The sequence below is a fragment of the Vibrio sp. B1FIG11 genome (assembly GCF_905175335.1).
Classification (GTDB): Bacteria; Pseudomonadota; Gammaproteobacteria; order Enterobacterales; family Vibrionaceae; genus Vibrio; species Vibrio campbellii.
Genome location: NZ_HG992751.1, coordinates 3,571,819 through 3,592,890, shown reverse-complemented (window position 1 = coordinate 3,592,890; position 21,072 = coordinate 3,571,819). Strand labels below are relative to the sequence as shown.

The following is a 21,072-nucleotide window of genomic DNA, read 5'->3' as shown; positions in this document are numbered from 1 at the left end:
CATGTACTGGTTCATTTTAATCGGTGGTGTTGCGTTGATTATTGTTGCCTTGATGGGTGAAAAGAATAAGCGCCTTGATAGTTATCTAACTCAATACCAACAGCGTAACCGTGTAGAAACAACGTTGACTCGTCAAGCGGTGAACTTTGCCAGTTTGTCAGATAGAAGCTTACGCCAAGGCTTAAAAACGCGTTGGGATAATTTAAAGCGCCAACTGGGCCGTTTAGCTCTGCTTAAAATCACGCTCTACACCATGTTGGTCATGGTGCTGGCTTTAGTAGTAAATAGCACATTCACTCGCTTTGCTGTTTATGAGTTATTGCCCTTTGCGGTGCTATTTGGCTGGTGGTTTGGTTATCAATGTCTACAGAAGCGTGAGCAAAGGCAGTTTGATGAAACCTTTCCGGATGCATTGAATATGCTGGCAAGCGCCATCAGTGCGGGAGAGAGCATTGGCCGCGGCATCATGTACGTGGGTGACAATCTCGAGGGTGAAGTTGGACGTGAGTTCAAGTTAATGGGTGAGCGTCTAAAAATGGGCGAGTCAATTGATGAGGTGTTTCGTAAATCTTGTCTGCGTTTTCCAAACCCGAACTTCCATTTCTTCGTGATTACACTGCGAGCCAATATGCAGCGCGGTGGTCAGTTGAAAGAAATCATGACGCGTTTGAATCGTCAGATGTTTGAAGCTCGAGCTGTCGAGCGAAAGAAATTCGCCCTGACGTCTGAGGCTCGTATTTCAGCAAAAATCGTTTCGGCGACGCCATTTTTCTTTCTGTTTATTTTGCAGTTTTTAAGTCCAGAGAACTTTGAGTTCGTGATGTTTAACCCCGAAGGTCGTCCGCTGCTGTATTACTTAGTGATCAGCGAAGCAATTGGTATGGCGATCATTTGGGCGCTAATGAAGAGAGTGAAGTAATGATGACACAAACGACGTTTTGGCTGTTTTTCTCTCTCGTTGGTGTCAGTTTCGGCGTACTTCTGCTTATTTACTGGATGCTAAACCACTTCGGCTATCAACGCCGAGTGGCGAGAATCGTTCGCCAACACAAAGGTGATCAACAAGAAGAGTCTCGATTAGAGTCAATTCTATCTCCACTATCGAGTTTGGTAGAAAAGCGTGATGTGAGTCTGCCGCAGCGTTTACATCTTGCTGGAATTGAGAACCCTAATGCTGCCGCTTGGTTTGCACCACTCAAGTATTCGGTCTTGCTGCTTGGTGAATTGCTGATTGCCATGTTGGTCTTCACGTTAGATATCGCAACTAATTATTGGATTGCTCTCGCTGCCGCTTGGGCGATGGCTGTGATTTTATTGCCAGATATGTGGCTAGAGGTTCGTAAGGCCAATCGACAACGACGCATTAGCCGCAGTTTGCCGTATTTAATCGATCTCATGGCGATATGTGTTCAGACCGGCATGTCAATTGAAGCGTCATTGAAATATCTGGCGGTTGAGATTCAAAGTTTTAACCCTGAGTTGGGCAAGTTATTGGATAACACCAATCAGCGTGCCCGAATTGTGGGCATGGAGCGTGCGCTACAAGAGTTGTATCAGCAAGTGCCATCGTCTGAGATGCGCAGTTTTATGTTGACGTTAACTCAAAGCATGCAGCACGGCTCATCCATCTACACCATGTTGACGACATTGTCCGGCGATATTCGTGAAGTGCAGATGTTGGAGCTTGAAGAGCAAATAGGGAAGTTGGCGGCCAAGATGTCGATTCCGTTGATTGTCTTTATCTTGATTCCACTTGTTTTTGTTATCACCGCTCCTGGGGTGATGAGGATGATGTCCCATGTTTAAAAAAAATTCTGATTTGTTTGTTACCAGCCATGCTTGCAGCGTGCAGTTCTACCCAGCAAGCGTGGCAACAGCAAGACTCCAAAGAAGCCATTTACCAGAAAACTAACAACCACACTCAATTGGTGGCTTTGTATAAACAACAACTTCAACAAAGCGATGATGCGCAAGTGCGTGAGAAGCTAGCGCAAAGTTATCTCGCACTTGGTGATGCCGAATCGGCGCTGTTTTATATCAAGCCATTAACCAATAAATCATCAATGAGTGTCGATACCTTGCTAATCCAGGCGCAGGCTTATGGTGAGTTGGCGCAATATCCTGCGGCGATCAGCAGTGCAAAAGCGGCATTGGAAATCGAACAGAGCAATGCGGAAGCAGAAAACTTGCTTGGTACTTACTACGGCTATAACTACCAATATGATTTGGCTCGCCGCTATTTCGAGCGTTCACGCGAACACTTCTTCGATGGGGTAACGGTTAACAATAATCTTGCGGTACTTGATATTGCAGAGGGTCAGTACAAACAAGCGATTCAGCGCTTACTGCCACTGTATAAAAATGGTCAGGCAGATGAACAAGTGATGGCAAACCTGACACTGAGCATGGCAAAGGAAGGCCAGTATGAGTTTGTAAAACAACTACTGAGTGAGAAGTACAGCAACCATCAAATAGACAGTATTTACCGTGCTCTACGCAGTTATGACCCATTAAAAGCACAACAGAAAGTACAAGTGTTATCCGGAGCTAATCGTGAAAGCTAAGCAACGTGGCGTTGCCAGTATTGAGTTTGCGATAGGGTTCTTCGCTTTTTGGTTAATGTGCATGGCGTGGGTTGAGATGAGCTATATGTCTTACATTTCAGCAATTAACGACCTGACTATTTCAGAGATTTCACGCACTGCCAAAAAGCGTAATGACGATTACATGCAAACGGTTCAAGCGGTGTTGAACCGAGAAGGTAGCATTTGGAATACCGCGGTCGATGTTGAGCGTTTTCGTGTTTCTATCCAATACCTCGACAACATCGAATCACTCACGGCCTATACCGAACAGTGCGAGTTAGCGCCTGAGCAAGCCAGTAAAGAGTGTGGTGATGCGGAGAATGCGGCCTTGGCTGTGTATCACATTGATTACAACTTCCAACCTATCTTCAGCTATTTCATTGGCTTACAAGGCACTATGAGCCGAGAGATGGTGGTGGTACAAGAATATGAGCGATCTCAATTTGGTATCTAATTATCGCCAAGGGCGACAGAAACAACGTGGCACCTTCAGTATTGAGTTTGCCATTGTTGGTATTTTCTTCAGCTTACTGTTGGCGTTTAGTGGTGATGTAATTATTAAGCTGTCGGTAAAAGGGAAGTTGGACCGATTGACTTATTCGCTAGTGAATGTGGTGAAAGAGCGTACCCAGCTTTATGGTGCGGATTATGAGCTTTCAAAAGAAGAAGCTGACGATGTCGATACCATCACTCGCCACTCATTGGAACGCACGTTTGGTAACTTTCAAACCAGTCAGTATGGCTTACAAGTTGAAGAGTTGAGCTTTGCCGCAGTGGATAAACCTAATCCAGTGATCATCGAAAAACGTGGCGCGATAGATTGCCAAGTGGGGGAGCACATCAGTTCGTTGGGCTCCTTATCTGTGGTGAGTAACCGAGGTCGCCAAATGCCGCTGTATCGTGTTTCTGTTTGCTATAAAACCGACAATTGGATTGGCAGTTTGTTGGGTGTTGAGTTCACTCGAGTTGAATCTGATGCTGTCGTGATCGGGAGGTAACATGCCACATAGTATTCAAAGACACTCTAGTTTGAAAAAGCAAAGCGGTCATGTCGGTATGTTATTCGCCATGATTATACCTATCCTGTTTGGTGTTTTTATGCTGGGCTCCGATGGGGCGAGAGCATTGCAGACCAAAGCCCGCTTAGAAGAAGCCGCAGAAGCGGCGGTGCTGGCGGTTTCTGCGGAAGATTCCGAAAATCACACGTTGGCACAGAACTACATTGAGCATTATGTGTATGACGTTGATGGAATTGAGAACTTAAAAGTACAGCGTTTGTCCTGTGATGAGATGCCAGATTGCCAAGCTGGCTTGTCAAAAGGGCAAGCGCGTTACTTTGAGTATCGTGTCGCGGGGGAAACTCGCCATGAGTCTTGGTTTCCTGGACAGGGTGTGATGGTTGGTTTTGGAGAAACTTTCGATGTGACCGGAAGCTCGAAGGCACGACGTTATCAAGGTCAGCCTGTCGACATTACCTTTATCGTCGACTTTTCTGGTTCGATGAATGAAAACTGGAGTGGTGGTAAGAAAACCAAAATCGAAGATCTCAAAGACATCATCGAAAAAGTAACCGATGAATTAGATCAATACAATGTATTAAACGTTGAGCACCCACATCGAGTTGCTATCACGGGATTCAACCGCCGTACTATCAATACAGGTAATAACAACAAGCTGATTATTCGCGATCAGCGCATCACTAAGTATGACGCGGATGGTTGGGACAAAGACGATACGTTTTATCCGCAAAAGACCATTAATAACCAATTTGTGGTTAAGGGAGCAGCGAAGCGCATCCCAAATGAAGATGATTTAGCGGAGTTCTATGACATTTTCTATACCACGGACTTTAATAGCTTTACTCGTCAGGTGAATAGTTTTAAAGCCTCCGGTGGTACGGCCTCGCTGCAAGGAATTATTCGAGCAGGACAAATCGTCACTCAACTCGCAAAGAACCCCAAGCAGTTGATCATTATTTTGTCCGATGGTGAAGATTTTAATCACTATGCTGGGCAAACCGAAGAGCTGGTGGATCGCGGTATGTGTTCGAACATCCTCAATATGATTAATGGTGGAAAAGTGACGGCAGATGGAGCCAGTGATTCGATAGAGGTCATTAATGGCGTGAGTCAAGGCATGAAAACACCTGAGGGCGAACAGATGAGTGCCAGTATGTCGGTGATTGGTTTTGATTATGAGTTGGATGCCAATGTTGGTCTACGTAATTGTGTCGGGGCGGACAACGTCTACAAAGCAGAAAACACTGACGACATATTGAATCAAATCTTATCTCTGATCACCGAAGAAGTCGGTCACCTAACCTTGTAGAGAGTCATACAATGAACAAGTTAATTCTGGCATTAGCCGTGAGCTTACCCATGCCATCATTCGCACAAGACAGCACTAATCAAGCGCTATATTACTATTGCCAGCAAGGGCAGAATCAGTACCAAGAATCGGTGTCTTTCGGGCATCAAACGGAAGTGAAATACCATCAAGGGCCGTTTATGCAAATTACAGTCGATGGTGAACAGAGTGCGCTTGAACCTATGCTACTGTCTCAGTTGGAACAGGTTGGTATTGATAAATCTTGCGCCTCGTATCTGCTGAGCCGTGCACAACTAACGGAACAAAAGCAAGGTGAGCTTGCTGCCCGAGTGCTGTTTGAGTTTGACGAAGCGAGCTTAAACACTCAATCGAAGTTCATTCTCACTCAGTTGAATCAGCAACTGAAGCAGAGACCTCAATCTTCATTACTGGTGGTTGGTAATACGGATGCTAAGGGCAGTAATGGATATAACCTAACATTGGGTTTAAAGCGCGCAGACGCAGTCGCTCAATACCTAGAAGGGCATGATGAAGAGGTGTCTTCTTCGCGCTCTGATGGCGAAACGCACCCAGTGAGTAGTAATGCAAACACTCATGGGCGCGAGTTAAATCGCCGCGTTGATATCAGTTTACCTAAACAAGGCTAACGGTAAGGCAAAAGCACTTTCAAGCTTGTACCCATGGATGGGTCAGTTGGTGTTTCAAACCATATTGCCCCTTTATAGCTGTGTACGATCTCATCACACAGAGCCAATCCCAACCCTGTTCCTGGGTTTTGCTCGTCAGCACGCACTCCGCGTTTAAATAAAGTCTCGCTTATTGACTCATCCACTGCAGGGCCGTCGTTGTTAAAGGTAATGATAATGCCTTCTTCGGTGTTGTTGATGAACACATCGATACGCTTTTCGGCATAGCGATATGCGTTCTCCAAAATATTGCCAAACACTTCCATGACGTCCGCTTTACTCATCGGCAGAGTCTGATCATTATTGATAAACTGTTCGACGCGAATGCCCTTATCCATGTGGACCTTATCAAACATCAACAGGAGGCTATTTAGGATTGGTTTAATTGGTGTTGCGTTCTCTACGATGCCTTTCACACCAAGTGATGCACGTTTAAGCTGGCCTTGAATCACATCATCCATTTCTAATAACTGTTGGTTGATATCGTGAATCTTGCCTTCTTCAATATCATCCAATAAGGCTTGCGACACTGCGACTCGTGTTTTCAAACTATGTGCAAGATCGTTTAATGCTCGGCGATAGCGCTGTTCGTTTTCTTGTTGTTGGAACATCAGTTCATTAAACGCCCTTGTGATACTTTGCAGATCTTCTGGGTACTGATCGTTTAATCTCGTTCGTTTACCGGCTTTGATCTCTGATAGTTCAACTTGCAGTGTATTCAATGGCTTGAAACCAACAGTAAATAGAAAATACACAATAACCAATGTTATCAGAGTACCTAAGAGAGCAAATTTGATGATTCGCCACTTAAGTTGTTCAATGGGTTTAATGCTCTGATCCATTTTCTTTATGGATATTAAGCGTCCACCAGGAATCTTGTCTTGTTCAGATAAGCCAATAGTGTGAAGGAGTACATGTGAACCTGAGGTAAGCGCTATCATTTTTATTGAGCCAATTTTCTGTGAAAGCGCATCGCTACGGCATAAGTCGTTGAGTTTTACTCCGTCTAGCTTTGATAAGGAGTGAAAGGCCTCTGGTGAAATAGATCGCCAGAGCTCATTATTTTTCTTGTCGCATATCACCATTGAAAATTTATCGGAGCTATTTGCGTAGCTATCCTGCCATTGCTCAAATGGGGGTAGGAGATTTGAACTCCATATCTCAGCAAGGAATGAGGGTAAATCATTCGTCAACTCGACAGCATATTGAGCTAGCAAACGGTTTTTTTGGTATTGATAGCCCATTACTCCAAGCAGTGAGCCTATAGTGACAGTCAAAATAACCGATGCTACGACAACTTGTCTGCGAAATCTTGTTGTTAACATTGAGCTTTCTCTATTTAGCCTCTAATTCAAATCGATAACCTTGGCCACGAATCGTGCTAATGATTTTATCATCGGTATGGGCTGCAAGCTTTTTACGTAGGCGTGAGATGATTACTTCGATATTGTTCAGCTGTACGCTCTCTCCGGCATCGTAGAGTGAGTCAGCAATCTGTTCTTTGGAAATCACTTTTTGGCGATGACGGATAAGATACTCAAAGATTTGATATTCCAATGCGGTGAGATCCAGTACGTTGTCTGCGTAGCTGATGCTTTTCGCTTGTGTGTCTAACGTTATGTTGCCTGCGTTTATGGTGCTGGTGGAGAAGCCTTGATAACGACGGACTAGGGCCTCTAAGCGAGCCATTAACTCTTCAAACTGAAACGGCTTGGTGAGGTAATCATCAGCACCAGAGTTCAGTCCTTCCACTTTATCTTGCCAATCGCCACGAGCGGTCAATATTAAGATCGGTACATTAATCTCTTTGCGGCGGATCTGCTTTATTAAGGTGATTCCATCAAAATCAGGTAAGCCAAGATCAATGATCATGGCATCCGCATTGGGGTGTTTTTGAATGGTTTGCAGGCAAGCGGATGCGGTTTTATCGGCATAAACGGTATGACCGCGATCTTTGAGCTGCGAAGCTAATGGTGATTGAGAATTTCGTTGTCTTCGACCAGTACGACTAACATGAACAACCTAATCAATGGATTTCATAACTGGATTAACCTTAGCATTCAACAAAAAAAAAGGGAAGCGATGCCTCCTTTTAAACCTTGTTAATTCACCATATTCTTGTTGCTGAGCAAGTTAACCTCGGGTCTAAACCATCAGTGGCTTGTCGCCTTGATTGAGTTTAGAGAGCAACAAAAAAGGGAAGCAGATGCTTCCCTTTTACTTATCTCTTAATCACTTCGAAGAGTAATGAATTACTTTTGAAGCAAAGAAATGTCTGCGATCTGTAGGAACAGGTTACGCAGGTTGTTCAGTAGTGTCAGACGGTTCTTCTTAAGTGCTTCGTCGTCTGCCATTACCATTACGTTATCAAAGAACGCATCAACTGGTTCACGTAGGTCAGCTAGCTTGCTTAGGGCTTCTTGGTAGTTACCTGTAGCAAATGCTGGCTCTAGCGCTTCTGTCATTACTTCAACGCTTTCTGCTAGTGCTTTCTCTGCGTCTTCTTGTAGAAGTGCTAGGTCGATGTCTGCTGCTAGTTCGCCGTCGAATTTCGCTAGGATGTTACCTACACGTTTGTTCGCTGCTGCTAGAGACTCTGCTGCTTCTAGTTCACGGAAGTGAGATACCGCTTTAACTCGTTGGTCGAAGTCAGCTGGTTTCGTTGGACGACGCGCTAGAACCGCTTGAATGATGTCTACGCTGAAGCCTTCGTCTTGGTACCAAGCACGGAAACGACCAAGCATGAACTCGATAACGTCTTGTTCAACGTTGTCGTTAGTTAGGCGATCGCCAAACAGTGATTTCGCTTTCGCCACTAGGTCAACAAGATCTAGGTTGTAGCCGTATTCAACGATGATACGCAGTACACCTAGAGATGCGCGGCGTAATGCGAATGGATCGCTGCCTTTAGGTGCTTGACCAATACCGAAGATACCTACGATAGTGTCTAGCTTGTCTGCCATTGCAACTGCTGTTGAAACGCCGTTTGATGGCAGTTCATCACCTGCGAAACGAGGCATGTATTGCTCGTTCAGTGCTACTGCAACTTCTTCTGCTTCACCGTCGTGACGAGCATAGTGCATACCCATAACACCTTGAGTATCCGTGAATTCGAATACCATTGAGGTCATTAGGTCACATTTTGCTAGTAGACCAGCACGCTTTGATTTCTCGACGTCAGCACCGATTTGCTCAGCAATGTAGCCAGCAAGCTCAGTGATGCGGTCTGTTTTGTCTTTGATCGTACCCAGTTGCTTTTGGAAGATCGCTTGTTCTAGTTCTGGCAGACGGTCGATAAGCGGACGCTTACGGTCTGTGTTGAAGAAGAACTCTGCGTCAGCAAGACGAGGGCGAACTACTTTCTCGTTACCTTCGATTACGTAACGAGGCTCTTTTGATTCGATGTTCGATACGAAGATGAAGTTAGGCAGTAGCTTCTTGTTTTCATCGTAAACAGGGAAGTATTTTTGGTCACCTTTCATGGTGTAAACCAACGCTTCAGAAGGCACTTTTAGGAACTCTTCTTCAAACTTCGCTGTTAGTACCACTGGCCATTCAACCAGAGACGTTACTTCTTCTACTAGGTCATCTTCTAGGTCAGCGATACCGCCAACCGCTGCTGCCGCTTTTTGTGCGTCAGCTAGGATGATTGCTTTACGCGCTTCGTAATCTGCCATTACTTTACCGCGCTCTTCTAGGATCGCAGGGTATTGCTCAGCAGAATCGATAGTGAACTCTTGTTCACCCATGAAGCGGTGACCACGGATTGTGCGGTCTGAAGCGACACCAAGGATCTCGCCTTCGATTAGGTCGCTACCCATTAGCATGGTTAGCGTCTTAACTGGACGGATAAATTGAGTCGTTTTGTTGCCCCAGCGCATTGGTTTTGCGATAGGTAGGTTTGCTAGTGCTTTCGCTGCAAGTTCAACGACGATCTCAGACGTTGGCTGACCTTTCACTTCTTGTTTGAACAGTAGCCATTCACCTTTGTCTGTAACCATGCGCTCTGCTTGGTCAACCGTGATGCCACAACCGCGTGCCCAGCCTTGAGCCGCTTTTGTTGGGTTGCCTTCCGCGTCAAACGCTGCAGAAACCGCAGGACCACGCTTTTCAACAACTTTGTCAGACTGGCTGTCTGCTAGTGCTGCTACTTTAAGTGCAAGACGACGAGGTGCCGCGAACCATCTCACGCCTTCGTGAGCAAGCTCAGCGCCTTTTAGTTCTGCTTCGAAGTTTGCTGCGAATGCTTCAGCTAGAGTACGAAGTTGCGTTGGTGGTAGCTCTTCTGTACCTAGCTCGATTAGAAATTCTTTTGCCATGTTACTCTGCCCCTTACGCTTGTTCTTTCTTACACATTGGGAAGCCAAGAGCTTCACGCGATGCGTAGTATGCTTCTGCAACTGCTTTCGTCAGGTTGCGGATGCGCAGGATGTAACGTTGACGTTCAGTTACTGAGATCGCTTTACGTGCGTCTAGTAAGTTGAATGCGTGACCTGCTTTAAGGATGCGCTCGTAAGCTGGTAGTGGCAGTGGCTTTTCAAGCTCAAGCAGCTCTTTACACTCTTTTTCACATTGCTCAAAGAAGCTGAATAGGAATTCAACGTCTGCGTGCTCGAAGTTGTAAGTCGATTGCTCTACTTCGTTTTGGTGGAAGATATCACCGTAAGTCACTTTGCTGCCATCTGGTGCGATGTTCCAAGTAAGATCGTAAACCGAATCTACTTCTTGGATGTACATTGCTAGACGTTCGATACCGTAAGTGATCTCACCTGTTACTGGTTTACACTCAAGGCCGCCAACTTGCTGGAAGTAAGTGAACTGAGTCACTTCCATGCCGTTTAGCCAAACTTCCCAGCCTAGACCCCATGCGCCTAGTGTTGGGTTTTCCCAGTTGTCTTCTACGAAACGGATGTCGTGTACAAGTGGGTCAATACCAAGTACTTCTAGAGAACCTAAGTACAACTCTTGAATATTGTCTGGCGATGGTTTTAGCGCTACTTGGAATTGGTAGTAGTGCTGAAGGCGGTTAGGGTTTTCACCGTAACGACCATCAGTAGGACGACGTGAAGGTTGTACGTAAGCTGTAGACATTGGCTCTGGGCCAAGTGCTCGTAGACAGGTCATTGGGTGAGAGGTACCCGCACCAACTTCCATATCTAGTGGTTGAACAATGGTACAACCATTCTGAGCCCAATAATCCTGCAGCGCGAGGATCATTCCCTGGAAGGTTTTGATATCGTATTTTTGCATAAGTCAGGTTCGCGCGATTCTCTTATTACTCATGAATTCGTCTCTTTTGTTGGGTTTTCTTGCCTCAACAATAGCGATTCAAAGTAATTACGGTTGAATAAATTAACAATCAAGTATACCCAGATATTGAGCATGGGAGTAGAGCTAATCTTGATTAATTCGTGGGCAATTTTCTCCTTTAATGGATTTTTACCGCGTTATCTGCTGAATTTTTCTTAAAAGGGAGTTTTCGCTGGCTTTCGCTCTTGAGGTGGTGGAAAAAGGTGGCTAGAATTGCGCCTGTCTTTGGGGAGTAGCTTACTCGATGAAATGTCTGTTTCATCCGGTTCGTTCGTCAACATAATTGGTGCAAAATCACCATGGCGCTCGAGACTCATCAGCCCGATGAGTTTAGCAAGACCTTAGACAAATCATCACGAACCGGGGTGGGGCGTGAGGTTTGTCTATGGTTAAAAATAATTATCCCGCCCCAATGAGCATGTCGTGAGCGTTTTAGCTATTTCAATTACTACTGTAGCGTTAGCAGAAATTGGCGATAAGACCCAATTGCTATCTCTATTACTCGCCAGTCGTTACCGCAAACCAATCCCAATTATTGCAGCGATCTTTTTGGCAACGATTGCCAACCACGCTTTGGCTGCATGGTTAGGTGTGGTTGTGGCCGATTATCTTTCACCAGAAGTCCTTAAGTGGGTGCTAGTGGTCAGTTTTGTTGCCATGGCGGCTTGGGTATTGATCCCAGATAAACTGGATGACGACGAGCAGATCTCTAACCGAGGCCCATTCATTGCTAGTTTTATTGCCTTCTTTGTTGCGGAGATTGGCGACAAAACTCAGATCGCCACTTCTATCTTGGGTGCGCAATACGCAGATGCGTTGAGTTGGGTAATTCTTGGTACTACGATCGGTATGCTTCTGGCTAATGTGCCTGTGGTTTTAATCGGTAAGCTATCGGCGGATAAGATGCCTTTAGGGTTGATTCGTAAGGTAACCGCTTTCCTATTTGTTGCTCTTGCTATTGGTGCAGCACTATTCTGATTTTTCCACGTAAATGGTGTTAATTATCAATAACTAGTGAAGTAATGCGCGAATTCAAACTCTGGCTTAAAATCGTTCAAGACCGTGACGGGTGACATATTAGTGCCATACTTGTCATGGTACTTTAATGGTGTGAATGATGGCGAGAGGGCAAGTTTATGCTTACACGTTATATGGGGATGTCCCCAAAGAGTCAGAGTTATTTATTCACCTTTGGTTTGGCGCTGTGCTTGTTGGCGATGGTGCTGACTGATATGTGGTTGCCGATTGTAGCAGGGACCTTCATTCTTACCGGCTTAACGGTAGAAGCATGGATTCGGGTCGCACATATTATTCCTATGCACGAAGAGATGCGTGCAATGAGAAAACAATTAAATAAGCTACAATCTGAAGTTCGCACACTAGAATACGATGAATAAACAAACGGCAGCCTATTGGGCTGCCGTTTTTGATCTTGCTGAGATTATTCCAAACCTTTCTTGATCAGGTACTGGTATGGAAGTTGTTCCGTTTGTGCCGCTATCAACTGGTGATCCATAAATCGACAGAAACTCGGGATATCTCGAGTCGTAGATGGGTCGTCCGCTTTTACTAGCAATACTTCACCATCTTGCATGTTTCGAATTGTCTTCCTGACCATCATCACTGGCTCTGGGCAGCGTAATCCTTCCGCCTCTAATGTTTTGGTCGCCAGTTCAGGATTAAAACTCATAGTGTGATTCTCGTAACTAACTGAGCATTGAATTTTACTTTCGTTGAAAAAATATTCAATAACCACTTGGCAAACCGAATTTTTTGATTTACCTTAAATTAACAATTTGGTAACAACTGGCAAGGGGAGACGATGTTAACAGCGTTAGACAGACTAACCATCTATTCGGTTTTATGTTTCATCTCGTTCTGTGCATTGGTACTTAGGACGCCAGGTGAAACCTCATTGATGCCTCTCGTAGGCATGAGTGCAACAATTATTGGGATTTGGATTGAGATGCACAAATGGTCAGGTGCATCTGAGCAAGAAAATTAGCGCTTCTTGCTGTAATCGGAACCTATTGATATACCGCTCACCAAGTTTAACGACACTTCATTCCGACACTATCCCCATTTTTCTTGGGCTTCCCCGCTGAAAGGCGGGATTTTTTTTGCCTGAAGAGTACAATTTATCTAAATCCCCTACATGTTAAGTGGCAAATCGTGGAATTAGAAGACATCTATCGTCGAGATCTGAACTTATTGGTTGCGTTACGTGTGCTGATCGAAGAGAGCAGTGTAAGTAAAGCTGCAACGCGTCTCAATTTAAGCCAATCGGCAATGAGTCGTGTACTGGGGCGTTTACGTGACCTGCTTGGTGACCCACTGTTTACTCGTCAAGGTCAGCATTTGATCCCAACCCAAAAAGCGTTAGAAATCGATCGCTCTTTGGGTGAGCCGCTGGAATCACTGCGCCAATTGCTTTCTCCACGCGAGTTTGATCCACGCAGTTGCGATCAAACGTTTAATATCGCGACAACTGATTACGCGATGCAAACCATTTTGCCTTTTGCATTGCCACGTATCTATCAGGAAGCGCCGAACGTGTCGTTTAACTTCTTGCCGCTGCAACATGACCGTTTATCTGATCAATTAACATACGAAGGCGCGGACTTAGCGATTTGTCGTCCTACAGGTCCTGTGGAGCCACTGCGTAGTGAAGTGCTAGGGCGAGTTGGTGTGTTGTGTCTGCTATCTAAGCAGCATCCGCTAGCTGAGAAAGAGATGAGTCTGGATGATTATCTCAGTCATCCGCATGCCATGATTGCCATCAGTGATGGGGTTAAGGCACTGATTGAGCAAGCGCTGGTGGAGAAGCCACAACGCCAGATGGTATTGCGCGCTTATCACCTGGAAGCAGCGCTAGCGATTGTCGATACTCTGCCAATTATTATTACCGTACCTGCCGATTTAGCGTACTTGGTTGCTGATCGTTATGACTTGGTGGTGAAGCCATTACCATTCCAATTCACGCCGTTTGAATATTCGATGATTTGGCACGCACGTTGCGAGCACTCTCCCGCTCAAGAATGGTTGCGTGCGGTGGTTCGTGAAGAATGTAGTCGTCTTATTGCCAAGCGAATTGAAGATATGGGATTGGACTGATGTTTCCGAAAATCGAAATAGCAAAAAGCCGGGCAATGACCCGGCTTTGTTTATTCTATCGAAGAGTTAACGCTTATAGCTTGATAACCACACGACCAGTTACTTGGCCGTTTGTGATGTCTTCAGCGTATTTTGGTGCTTCTGCTAGTTCAACTTCAGTACAAGCTTGTTCGAAGTAGCTGTCTGGTAGTAGCTCAACCAATTTTTCCCATGCTGCAGTACGTTTTTCAAATGGGCATGAAACAGAATCCACACCTTGTAGACGAACGTTACGTAGAATGAATGGCATCACTGTCGTCGGTAGATCGAAGCCACCTGCAAGGCCACAAGCCGCAACTGCACTGTTGTAATCCATTTGTGCCAATACTTTTGCTAGTACTTTACTGCCCACAGTATCAACGGCACCTGCCCATACTTGCTTTTCAAGCGGGCGTGCTGGCTCTTCAAATTCAACGCGGTCGATGATACGGCTAGCACCAAGTTTTTCTAGTAGTGGGCCGTTTTTCTCTACGCGACCTGTTACTGCAGCAACTTTGTAGCCAAGCTGTGCTAGAAGCGTTACGGCTACTGAGCCTACACCGCCACTTGCGCCAGTTACTAGGATTTCGCCATTTTCAGGTTTGATACCTGCATCAAGCAGTGCTTGAACACATAGCATGCCCGTGAAGCCAGCAGTACCAACCATCATTGCTTTCTTGCTGTCCAGACCTTTTGGTAGAGGTACTAGCCAATCCGCTTTTAGACGAGCACGTTGAGACATACCGCCCCAATGGTTTTCACCTACACCCCAACCAGTAAGAACAACTTTGTCGCCTGCTTGGTAGCGGTCGTCTTCTGAGCTTACTACTGTACCTGCTAGGTCAATACCCGGCACCATCGGGAAGTTACGGATGATTTTACCTTTACCTGTAATTGCAAGACCGTCTTTGTAGTTCAACGATGAGTAATCAACGTCAATCAGAACGTCGCCTTCAGGCAGTTGTGTTTCATCGATTTGCTCGATGCTAGCGATAGTACGTTTGTCTTCTTGATTTAGAACTAGAGCATTAAACATAAGGTTCTCCGATTGTGCGGTAGCGTGACTCTGGGTCACATGCAGCAAGATATCAACTGCTGCTAAGTGTATGTCTTCTTTGTCTATGAATAAAATGAAACTTGAGCATTTAATGTATGCTTATTGTGCATGTAAGCAATGTTTGGCGTAAAACAAAGGGCGACATCAGATGCCGCCCTTAAGTGTAACCCTAAAACTTTTCAGTATTGGAGTATTTGCTGTGATTCTCAAATAACCTAAGGTCGTTCAAATACGGTCGCAATACCCTGGCCTAAACCGATACACATGGTTGCCAGACCATATTTCGCGTCTTTCGCTTCCATAAGGTTGATTAACGTTGTTGAGATACGTGAGCCAGAACAACCAAGCGGGTGACCCAATGCAATCGCACCCCCGTTAAGGTTGACCTTCTCATCCATCACATCAAGCAGACCCAAGTCTTTAGCACATGGTAGAGACTGCGCGGCAAATGCTTCGTTTAGCTCAACTACATCCATGTCTTCAATTGAAAGACCTGCACGCTTGAGTGCTTTTTGCGTCGCAGGTACAGGACCGTAACCCATGATAGAAGGATCACAGCCGGCAATTGCCATACCTTTAATGCGTGCACGAATCTTCAAACCAAGTTCATTGGCTTTCTCTTCGCTCATGATCAACATCGCGGATGCACCATCAGACAGCGCCGATGATGTACCGGCTGTTACTGTGCCGTTTGCTGGATCGAAAACAGGACGAAGTTGAGATAGACCTTCAACTGACGTTTCAGGGCGAATCACTTCATCGTAATCCAGAGTGAACAGCGTGCCGTCAGCCGCATGACCTTCAATTGGTAGGATTTCGTTTTTAAAACGACCCTCTAGGGTTGCAGCATGTGCACGAGCATGAGAGCGCGCAGCAAACTCGTCTTGTTGCTCACGGCTAATGCCATGCAGCTTACCAAGCATTTCTGCTGTTAAGCCCATCATGCCGGCTGCTTTTGCAACTGTCTTTGACATGCCAGGGTGGAAGTCCACGCCGTGGTTCATTGGTACGTGTCCCATGTGCTCAACACCACCAATTAGGCAGATTTCAGCGTCACCCGTCATAATGGCACGTGTACCGTCGTGAAGCGCTTGCATGGATGAACCACACAGGCGGTTAACCGTCACGGCGCCAATCTCAATTGGTAGACCAGCAAGTAGCGCCGCATTACGTGCCACGTTAAAGCCTTGTTCTAGGGTTTGTTGTACACAGCCCCAGTAGATATCTTCAATCTCGCTTGGGTTTACCTGTGGGTTACGCGCAAGAATGCCCTTCATCAGGCGCGCAGATAGATCTTCTGCTCGTGTATGACGGAAAGCACCACCTTTAGAGCGACCCATTGGTGTACGTAGACAATCGACTACGACAACATTTCTTGTTTGATTAGTCATTTTAGAATCCCTCCTTAGATAGAACCTTGCTGTTGTGCACCGTAAAAGCTTTCACCTTTCGCCGCCATATCAATCAGCATCTGTGGTACTTGGTACATAGCACCAAGCTCTGAGTATTGTTTTGCCATTGCAACAAACTCAGCAATACCTACGCTATCTAGGTAGCGGAATACGCCGCCGCGGAATGGAGGGAAACCAAGACCGTAAACCAGTGCCATATCCGCTTCTTGTGGAGTGGCAATGATGCCTTCTTGTAGACACAGTACCACTTCGTTGATCATTGGAATCATCATACGTTGAATGATGGTTTGTTCGTCAAAGTCCTGCTTATCGGCACAAACGTCAGCAAGTACCGGCAAGATTTCTTCAGAGAAGGTTTTCTTCGGCTTACCTTTTCTATCTATGGTGTAGCTGTAGAAGCCACTGCCATTCTTCTGACCGTATTTGCTTGCTTCGAATAGTGCATCGATCGCGTCACGACCTTGTTTGCCCATACGCTCAGGGAAACCTTGCGCCATAACGGCTTGTGCGTGGTGAGCAGTATCAATACCAACAACATCGAGCAAGTATGCAGGTCCCATCGGCCAGCCAAACTTACGTTCCATGATTTTGTCGATTTTCGTAAAGTCCGCGCCATCACGAAGTAGCATGCTAAAGCCACCAAAGTATGGGAACAATACGCGGTTTACAAAGAACCCAGGGCAGTCATTGACGACAATTGGTGATTTGCCCATTTTCGCTGCGTAGGCGACAACACGATTGATGGTTTCATCAGAGGTATGTTCACCACGGATGATCTCAACAAGAGGCATGCGGTGCACTGGGTTGAAGAAGTGCATGCCACAGAAGTTTTCTGGACGTTTTAGCGATTTCGCTAATAGATTGATTGGAATCGTCGAGGTGTTTGAGGTGATAACCGTGTCTTCACCGACATGTGATTCGACTTCACTCAAAACTGCTGCTTTTACTTTCGGGTTTTCTACTACGGCTTCAACAATCACGTCTGATTCTTCGATGCCTGCGTAATGTAGGCTTGGTGTGATAGACGCTAAAATACCAGCCATCTTAAAGCCATCAATGCGACCACGAGATAAGCGTTTATTTAGTAGCTTAGATGCTTCAGTAATGCCTAAATCGAGTGAAGGTTGCGCGATGTCTTTCATTAACACCGGTACGCCTTTTAATGCAGATTGGTAGGCGATGCCGCCGCCCATAATGCCCGCACCAAGCACAGCCGCACGTTGCGTGTCTTTACTCGTTGACTTAGCGGATTTTTTCGCAAGCCCTTTAATGTATTGGTCGTTAAGGAACAAACCAACCAGTGATTTTGCTTCTTCAGACTTAGCCAGTTTTACGAAGTGTTTACGCTCAATGTCGAGTGCTTCGTTACGAGCGAAGCGAGCGCCTTCTTCAATAGTAATAACGGCAGTCATTGGTGCTGGGTAGTGAGGACCTGCTTTTTGTGCCACCAGACCTTTCGCCATGGTAAAGCTCATCATTGATTCGAGCTTACTTAACGTAAGTGGTGATGTCTTTTGCTTACGACGAGCTTGCCAGTCCAACTTCTCGTTGATTGCCGAGGTAATTGTCTTGAGTGCTGACTCGTAAAGTGCGTCGCTATCAACAACCGCATCAAGAAGACCAATCTTTAATGCCTCATCCGCACGACACGCTTTGCCTTGTGTGATCACTTCCATCGCACTGTCGGCGCCAATAACACGTGGCAGGCGCACACAACCACCAAAGCCCGGCATGATGCCCAGTTTTGTTTCTGGCAGACCGATGCTGGTGGTCTTGTCACCAATTCGTATGTCAGTTGCAAGCACGCACTCACAACCGCCACCTAACGTGTGACCTTTTAGTACCGAGATAGTCGGGACCGGTAAGTCTTCCAGCTTGTTAAAGATGCTGTTAGCAAATTGTAGCCACTGATCGAGTTCAGCGTCTGTCTTAGCGAAAAGACCTAAGAATTCGGTGATATCAGCGCCAACAATGAACGCGTCTTTATCTGAGGTGAGCATCAAGCCCTTCAGTCCTTGGTGCGCTTTTAGTGCATCAAGGGCTTTGTCGAGTGACTCTAGTGTCGCTAGGTCGAGCTTGTTAACGGATTTTGGAGAGCAGAAGCTTAGTTCTGCAATACCATCTTGTACTTCCTTTACCTGTAGGGTTTCGGCTTGGTAAATCATTGTCTATCTCCATGACATACAATCTTGGATTGTCTGTATACCGATTTGATGCGGGCTGAGCGCCTGTAGGGCAACAAATAGATATAGAGGAAAGTCGTTATATTTGTTGTTCTGGTTTGACCAGTGAAGTTAGTTTGGACCTCGGATTGGTTAATTTCAACACATTTTTTAAACAAGTGTTTAACATTGTGCGCTGGTGCAGATCTTATGCGACTCACAATTCCGTCTCGTGATAGACTTTGAACAAAGAGAAAAGTGACCTAATCCTATGAATGACCTGCCTTATCTGATTCCTGCCCAACCAGCTCAATTTGAAGAAGAGATTAAAAAGAGTGTCTTTATTACTTACTTAGCGCATACACCAAGCGTGGAAGCGGCGAAAGCATTCGTTGAGCAGATCAAAACCAAACATTCTGATGCAAGGCACAACTGCTGGGGATTTGTTGCTGGTCGACCAGAAGATTCGATGAAGTGGGGCTTTAGTGATGATGGAGAACCTTCAGGGACGGCAGGTAAACCAATCCTCGCACAGCTGTCTGGCTCTGGAGTTGGAGAGATCACTGCGGTGGTCACTCGTTACTCTGGCGGCATTAAGCTTGGCACAGGCGGTTTGGTCAAAGCTTATGGTGGTGGAGTGCAACAAGCGCTCAAGCTGCTTCAAACAATTGAGAAAAAAATAACCACAAAACTCCGACTAGAGTTAGACTATGGGTTTATGCCTATCGCACAGTCGCTTATGCCCCAGTTTGGTGCGGTTGAAGTGGATGCTGAATACAGCGATCAGGTGGTATTAGTGGTGGAAATTGAGCTGCGTGAAGTGAGCGCGTTTACCCAAGCTATCATCAACAAAAGTGGTGCAAAGGCAATTGTCACCCCACTAGACGGACAATAATGAAAAATAGGAAGCCACAGGGACAGCTTCGCTAGTCAATCAATCCATGCAATTTCGTTCAATTATTCGAATCGTCGGGCTATTGCTCGCACTTTTTAGTGTCACAATGCTCGCGCCTGCGCTGGTTGCGCTTATCTATCGAGATGGTGCGGGTGTACCTTTTGTCACGACTTTCTTCGTACTTCTCGTATGTGGTGGGATATGTTGGTTCCCAAACCGCAGGCATAAACACGAGCTTAAAGCGCGTGACGGCTTCCTTATTGTTGTTCTTTTCTGGACTGTACTTGGCAGTGCGGGCTCTATTCCTTTCCTTATCTCAGATAATCCCAATGTATCTGTGACTGACGCATTTTTTGAGTCTTTCTCTGCTTTAACGACAACGGGAGCGACGGTCATTGTCGGGCTCGACGAACTGCCAAAAGCGATCTTATTTTATCGTCAGCTACTGCAATGGTTTGGCGGCATGGGTATCATCGTGTTGGCGGTAGCCATTCTTCCTGTTCTTGGTATCGGTGGTATGCAGCTGTATCGAGCTGAAATACCAGGACCGGTTAAAGATACTAAGATGACCCCGCGTATTGCTGAGACAGCAAAAGCACTGTGGTACATCTATTTGAGTCTGACTATTGCGTGTGCCTTGGCATTTTGGTTAGCAGGTATGACACCGTTTGATGCTATTAGTCATAGCTTCTCTACGATTGCCATCGGTGGTTTCTCCACACACGACGCCAGCATGGGCTATTTCGATAGCTATGCCATTAACATGATTACCGTTGTCTTCTTGTTGATTTCGGCATGTAACTACTCTTTGCACTTCGCCGCGTTTGCATCCGGCGGCGTGCATCCTAAATACTATTGGAAAGATCCAGAGTTCCGTGCGTTCATCTTCATACAAGTTGTCTTATTTTTGGTGTGCTTCCTATTATTGTTGAATCACCACTCATATGACTCGCCATATGACGCTTTTGATCAGGCGCTATTCCAAACCGTGTCTATATCTACTACTGCTGGTTTTACTACAACCGGTTTTGCTGATTGGCCATTGTTCTTACCAGTGTTGCTGTTGTTCTCGTCTTTTATAGGCGGTTGTGCTGGTTCGACTGGTGGCGGTATGAAAGTGATCCGTATTCTGTTACTGACCTTACAAGGTGCTCGTGAGCTGAAGCGCTTGGTCCACCCTCGTGCGGTTTACACCATTAAAGTCGGTGGCAGTGCACTACCACAACGTGTCGTTGATGCGGTTTGGGGATTCTTCTCTGCTTATGCGCTGGTATTTGTGGTTTGCATGCTGTGTTTGATTGCTACTGGAATGGATGAACTAAGTGCGTTCTCCGCGGTAGCGGCAACATTGAATAACCTTGGCCCGGGCTTGGGAGAAGTGGCACTTCACTTTGGTGATGTTAACGATAAAGCAAAATGGGTATTGATTGTTTCTATGTTGTTTGGTCGTTTGGAAATCTTTACCTTACTTATTCTACTTACGCCGACGTTTTGGCGTAGCTAAG

Annotated in this window: 20 protein-coding genes and 1 pseudogene; 13 read left to right on the top strand and 8 right to left on the bottom strand. The window is 45.8% G+C overall.

Annotation, left to right across the window (positions count from 1 at the left end; translation table 11 throughout):
- The first annotated feature begins 1 nt into the window (after position 1).
- The 7 genes from KHO06_RS16700 to KHO06_RS16670 are packed head-to-tail and all read left to right on the top strand — an operon-like array spanning position 2 to position 5,560.
- Positions 2 to 919, top strand: coding sequence for a type II secretion system F family protein (locus KHO06_RS16700; protein ID WP_212581895.1), 918 nt, complete (start codon positions 2 to 4; stop codon positions 917 to 919).
- The gene (locus tag KHO06_RS16695) at positions 919 to 1,806 is read left to right on the top strand and encodes a type II secretion system F family protein (protein ID WP_052446975.1); all 888 of its coding nucleotides are present in this window, start codon (positions 919 to 921) and stop codon (positions 1,804 to 1,806) included. Before KHO06_RS16700 ends, KHO06_RS16695 begins: the two co-directional genes overlap by 1 nt.
- Before the next feature lie 29 nt (positions 1,807 to 1,835).
- Complete coding sequence (locus tag KHO06_RS16690; RefSeq protein ID WP_212581894.1) at positions 1,836 to 2,564, top strand: secretion protein; 729 nt, start codon at positions 1,836 to 1,838, stop codon at positions 2,562 to 2,564.
- A complete protein-coding gene (locus KHO06_RS16685; protein ID WP_212581893.1) occupies positions 2,554 to 3,039 on the top strand; it encodes a pilus assembly protein in 486 nt (161 codons plus the stop codon). The genes KHO06_RS16690 and KHO06_RS16685 overlap by 11 nt, the downstream gene beginning before the upstream one ends.
- The gene (gene tadF / locus KHO06_RS16680; RefSeq protein WP_212581892.1) at positions 3,014 to 3,583 is read left to right on the top strand and encodes a tight adherence pilus pseudopilin TadF; all 570 of its coding nucleotides are present in this window, start codon (positions 3,014 to 3,016) and stop codon (positions 3,581 to 3,583) included. The genes KHO06_RS16685 and tadF overlap by 26 nt, the downstream gene beginning before the upstream one ends.
- Position 3,584: 1 nt before the next feature.
- A complete protein-coding gene (locus tag KHO06_RS16675) occupies positions 3,585 to 4,913 on the top strand; it encodes a pilus assembly protein TadG-related protein (protein ID WP_081234507.1) in 1,329 nt (442 codons plus the stop codon).
- Positions 4,914 to 4,924: 11 nt separating this feature from the next.
- Positions 4,925 to 5,560: an OmpA family protein gene (locus KHO06_RS16670; protein WP_212581891.1), complete on the top strand. Its 636-nt coding sequence runs from the start codon at positions 4,925 to 4,927 to the stop codon at positions 5,558 to 5,560.
- On the opposite strand, the gene KHO06_RS16665 is transcribed toward KHO06_RS16670, so the two are convergent.
- The 4 genes and pseudogenes from KHO06_RS16665 to glyQ form a co-directional block, all read right to left on the bottom strand.
- Positions 5,557 to 6,540: an ATP-binding protein gene (locus KHO06_RS16665; RefSeq protein ID WP_244858368.1), complete on the bottom strand. Its 984-nt coding sequence runs from the start codon at positions 6,538 to 6,540 to the stop codon at positions 5,557 to 5,559. The two genes, KHO06_RS16670 and KHO06_RS16665, sit on opposite strands and share 4 nt — an antisense overlap.
- A gap of 394 nt (positions 6,541 to 6,934) precedes the next feature.
- Positions 6,935 to 7,614, bottom strand: a pseudogene (locus tag KHO06_RS16660) (response regulator transcription factor).
- Positions 7,615 to 7,851: 237 nt separating this feature from the next.
- Positions 7,852 to 9,918, bottom strand: coding sequence for a glycine--tRNA ligase subunit beta (gene glyS, locus KHO06_RS16655; protein WP_045421102.1), 2,067 nt, complete (start codon positions 9,916 to 9,918; stop codon positions 7,852 to 7,854).
- Between the two features lie 13 nt (positions 9,919 to 9,931).
- Complete coding sequence (glyQ, locus tag KHO06_RS16650; RefSeq protein WP_038885249.1) at positions 9,932 to 10,849, bottom strand: glycine--tRNA ligase subunit alpha; 918 nt, start codon at positions 10,847 to 10,849, stop codon at positions 9,932 to 9,934.
- A gap of 483 nt (positions 10,850 to 11,332) precedes the next feature.
- Between glyQ and KHO06_RS16645 the strand changes: the two genes are divergently transcribed.
- On the top strand, positions 11,333 to 11,887 hold the full coding sequence (locus KHO06_RS16645) for a TMEM165/GDT1 family protein (protein WP_005426057.1): 555 nt from the start codon (positions 11,333 to 11,335) through the stop codon (positions 11,885 to 11,887).
- 158 nt (positions 11,888 to 12,045) lie between these two features.
- Complete coding sequence (locus KHO06_RS16640) at positions 12,046 to 12,306, top strand: hypothetical protein (protein ID WP_005426054.1); 261 nt, start codon at positions 12,046 to 12,048, stop codon at positions 12,304 to 12,306.
- A gap of 44 nt (positions 12,307 to 12,350) precedes the next feature.
- Here the strand turns inward: KHO06_RS16640 and tusA are convergent, their stop codons facing one another.
- Positions 12,351 to 12,599: a sulfurtransferase TusA gene (gene tusA, locus KHO06_RS16635; protein ID WP_005426051.1), complete on the bottom strand. Its 249-nt coding sequence runs from the start codon at positions 12,597 to 12,599 to the stop codon at positions 12,351 to 12,353.
- Between the two features lie 132 nt (positions 12,600 to 12,731).
- Here tusA and KHO06_RS16630 point away from each other — a divergent pair, with 132 nt between their 5' ends.
- Positions 12,732 to 12,914, top strand: a complete 183-nt coding sequence (locus KHO06_RS16630; protein WP_005426049.1) for a hypothetical protein — start codon at positions 12,732 to 12,734, stop codon at positions 12,912 to 12,914.
- A gap of 167 nt (positions 12,915 to 13,081) precedes the next feature.
- Positions 13,082 to 14,023, top strand: coding sequence for a LysR family transcriptional regulator (locus tag KHO06_RS16625; protein WP_038892429.1), 942 nt, complete (start codon positions 13,082 to 13,084; stop codon positions 14,021 to 14,023).
- Between the two features lie 73 nt (positions 14,024 to 14,096).
- On the opposite strand, the gene KHO06_RS16620 is transcribed toward KHO06_RS16625, so the two are convergent.
- The 3 genes from KHO06_RS16620 to fadB form a co-directional block, all read right to left on the bottom strand.
- A complete protein-coding gene (locus KHO06_RS16620; RefSeq protein WP_009708064.1) occupies positions 14,097 to 15,077 on the bottom strand; it encodes an MDR family oxidoreductase in 981 nt (326 codons plus the stop codon).
- Between the two features lie 236 nt (positions 15,078 to 15,313).
- Positions 15,314 to 16,489 (bottom strand): acetyl-CoA C-acyltransferase FadA, encoded by a 1,176-nt coding sequence (gene fadA / locus KHO06_RS16615; protein WP_020195206.1) that lies wholly within the window; start codon positions 16,487 to 16,489, stop codon positions 15,314 to 15,316.
- 14 nt (positions 16,490 to 16,503) lie between these two features.
- Complete coding sequence (gene fadB / locus KHO06_RS16610; RefSeq protein WP_212581890.1) at positions 16,504 to 18,675, bottom strand: fatty acid oxidation complex subunit alpha FadB; 2,172 nt, start codon at positions 18,673 to 18,675, stop codon at positions 16,504 to 16,506.
- 268 nt (positions 18,676 to 18,943) lie between these two features.
- On the opposite strand from fadB, the gene KHO06_RS16605 reads away from it, so the two are divergent.
- The gene (locus tag KHO06_RS16605) at positions 18,944 to 19,567 is read left to right on the top strand and encodes a YigZ family protein (RefSeq protein WP_009699111.1); all 624 of its coding nucleotides are present in this window, start codon (positions 18,944 to 18,946) and stop codon (positions 19,565 to 19,567) included.
- A 46-nt stretch (positions 19,568 to 19,613) separates the two neighbouring features.
- Positions 19,614 to 21,071 carry a TrkH family potassium uptake protein gene (locus tag KHO06_RS16600; protein WP_005426035.1) on the top strand — a complete coding sequence of 486 codons (1,458 nt, stop codon included), beginning with the start codon at positions 19,614 to 19,616 and terminating at the stop codon, positions 21,069 to 21,071.
- Position 21,072: the final 1 nt, after the last annotated feature.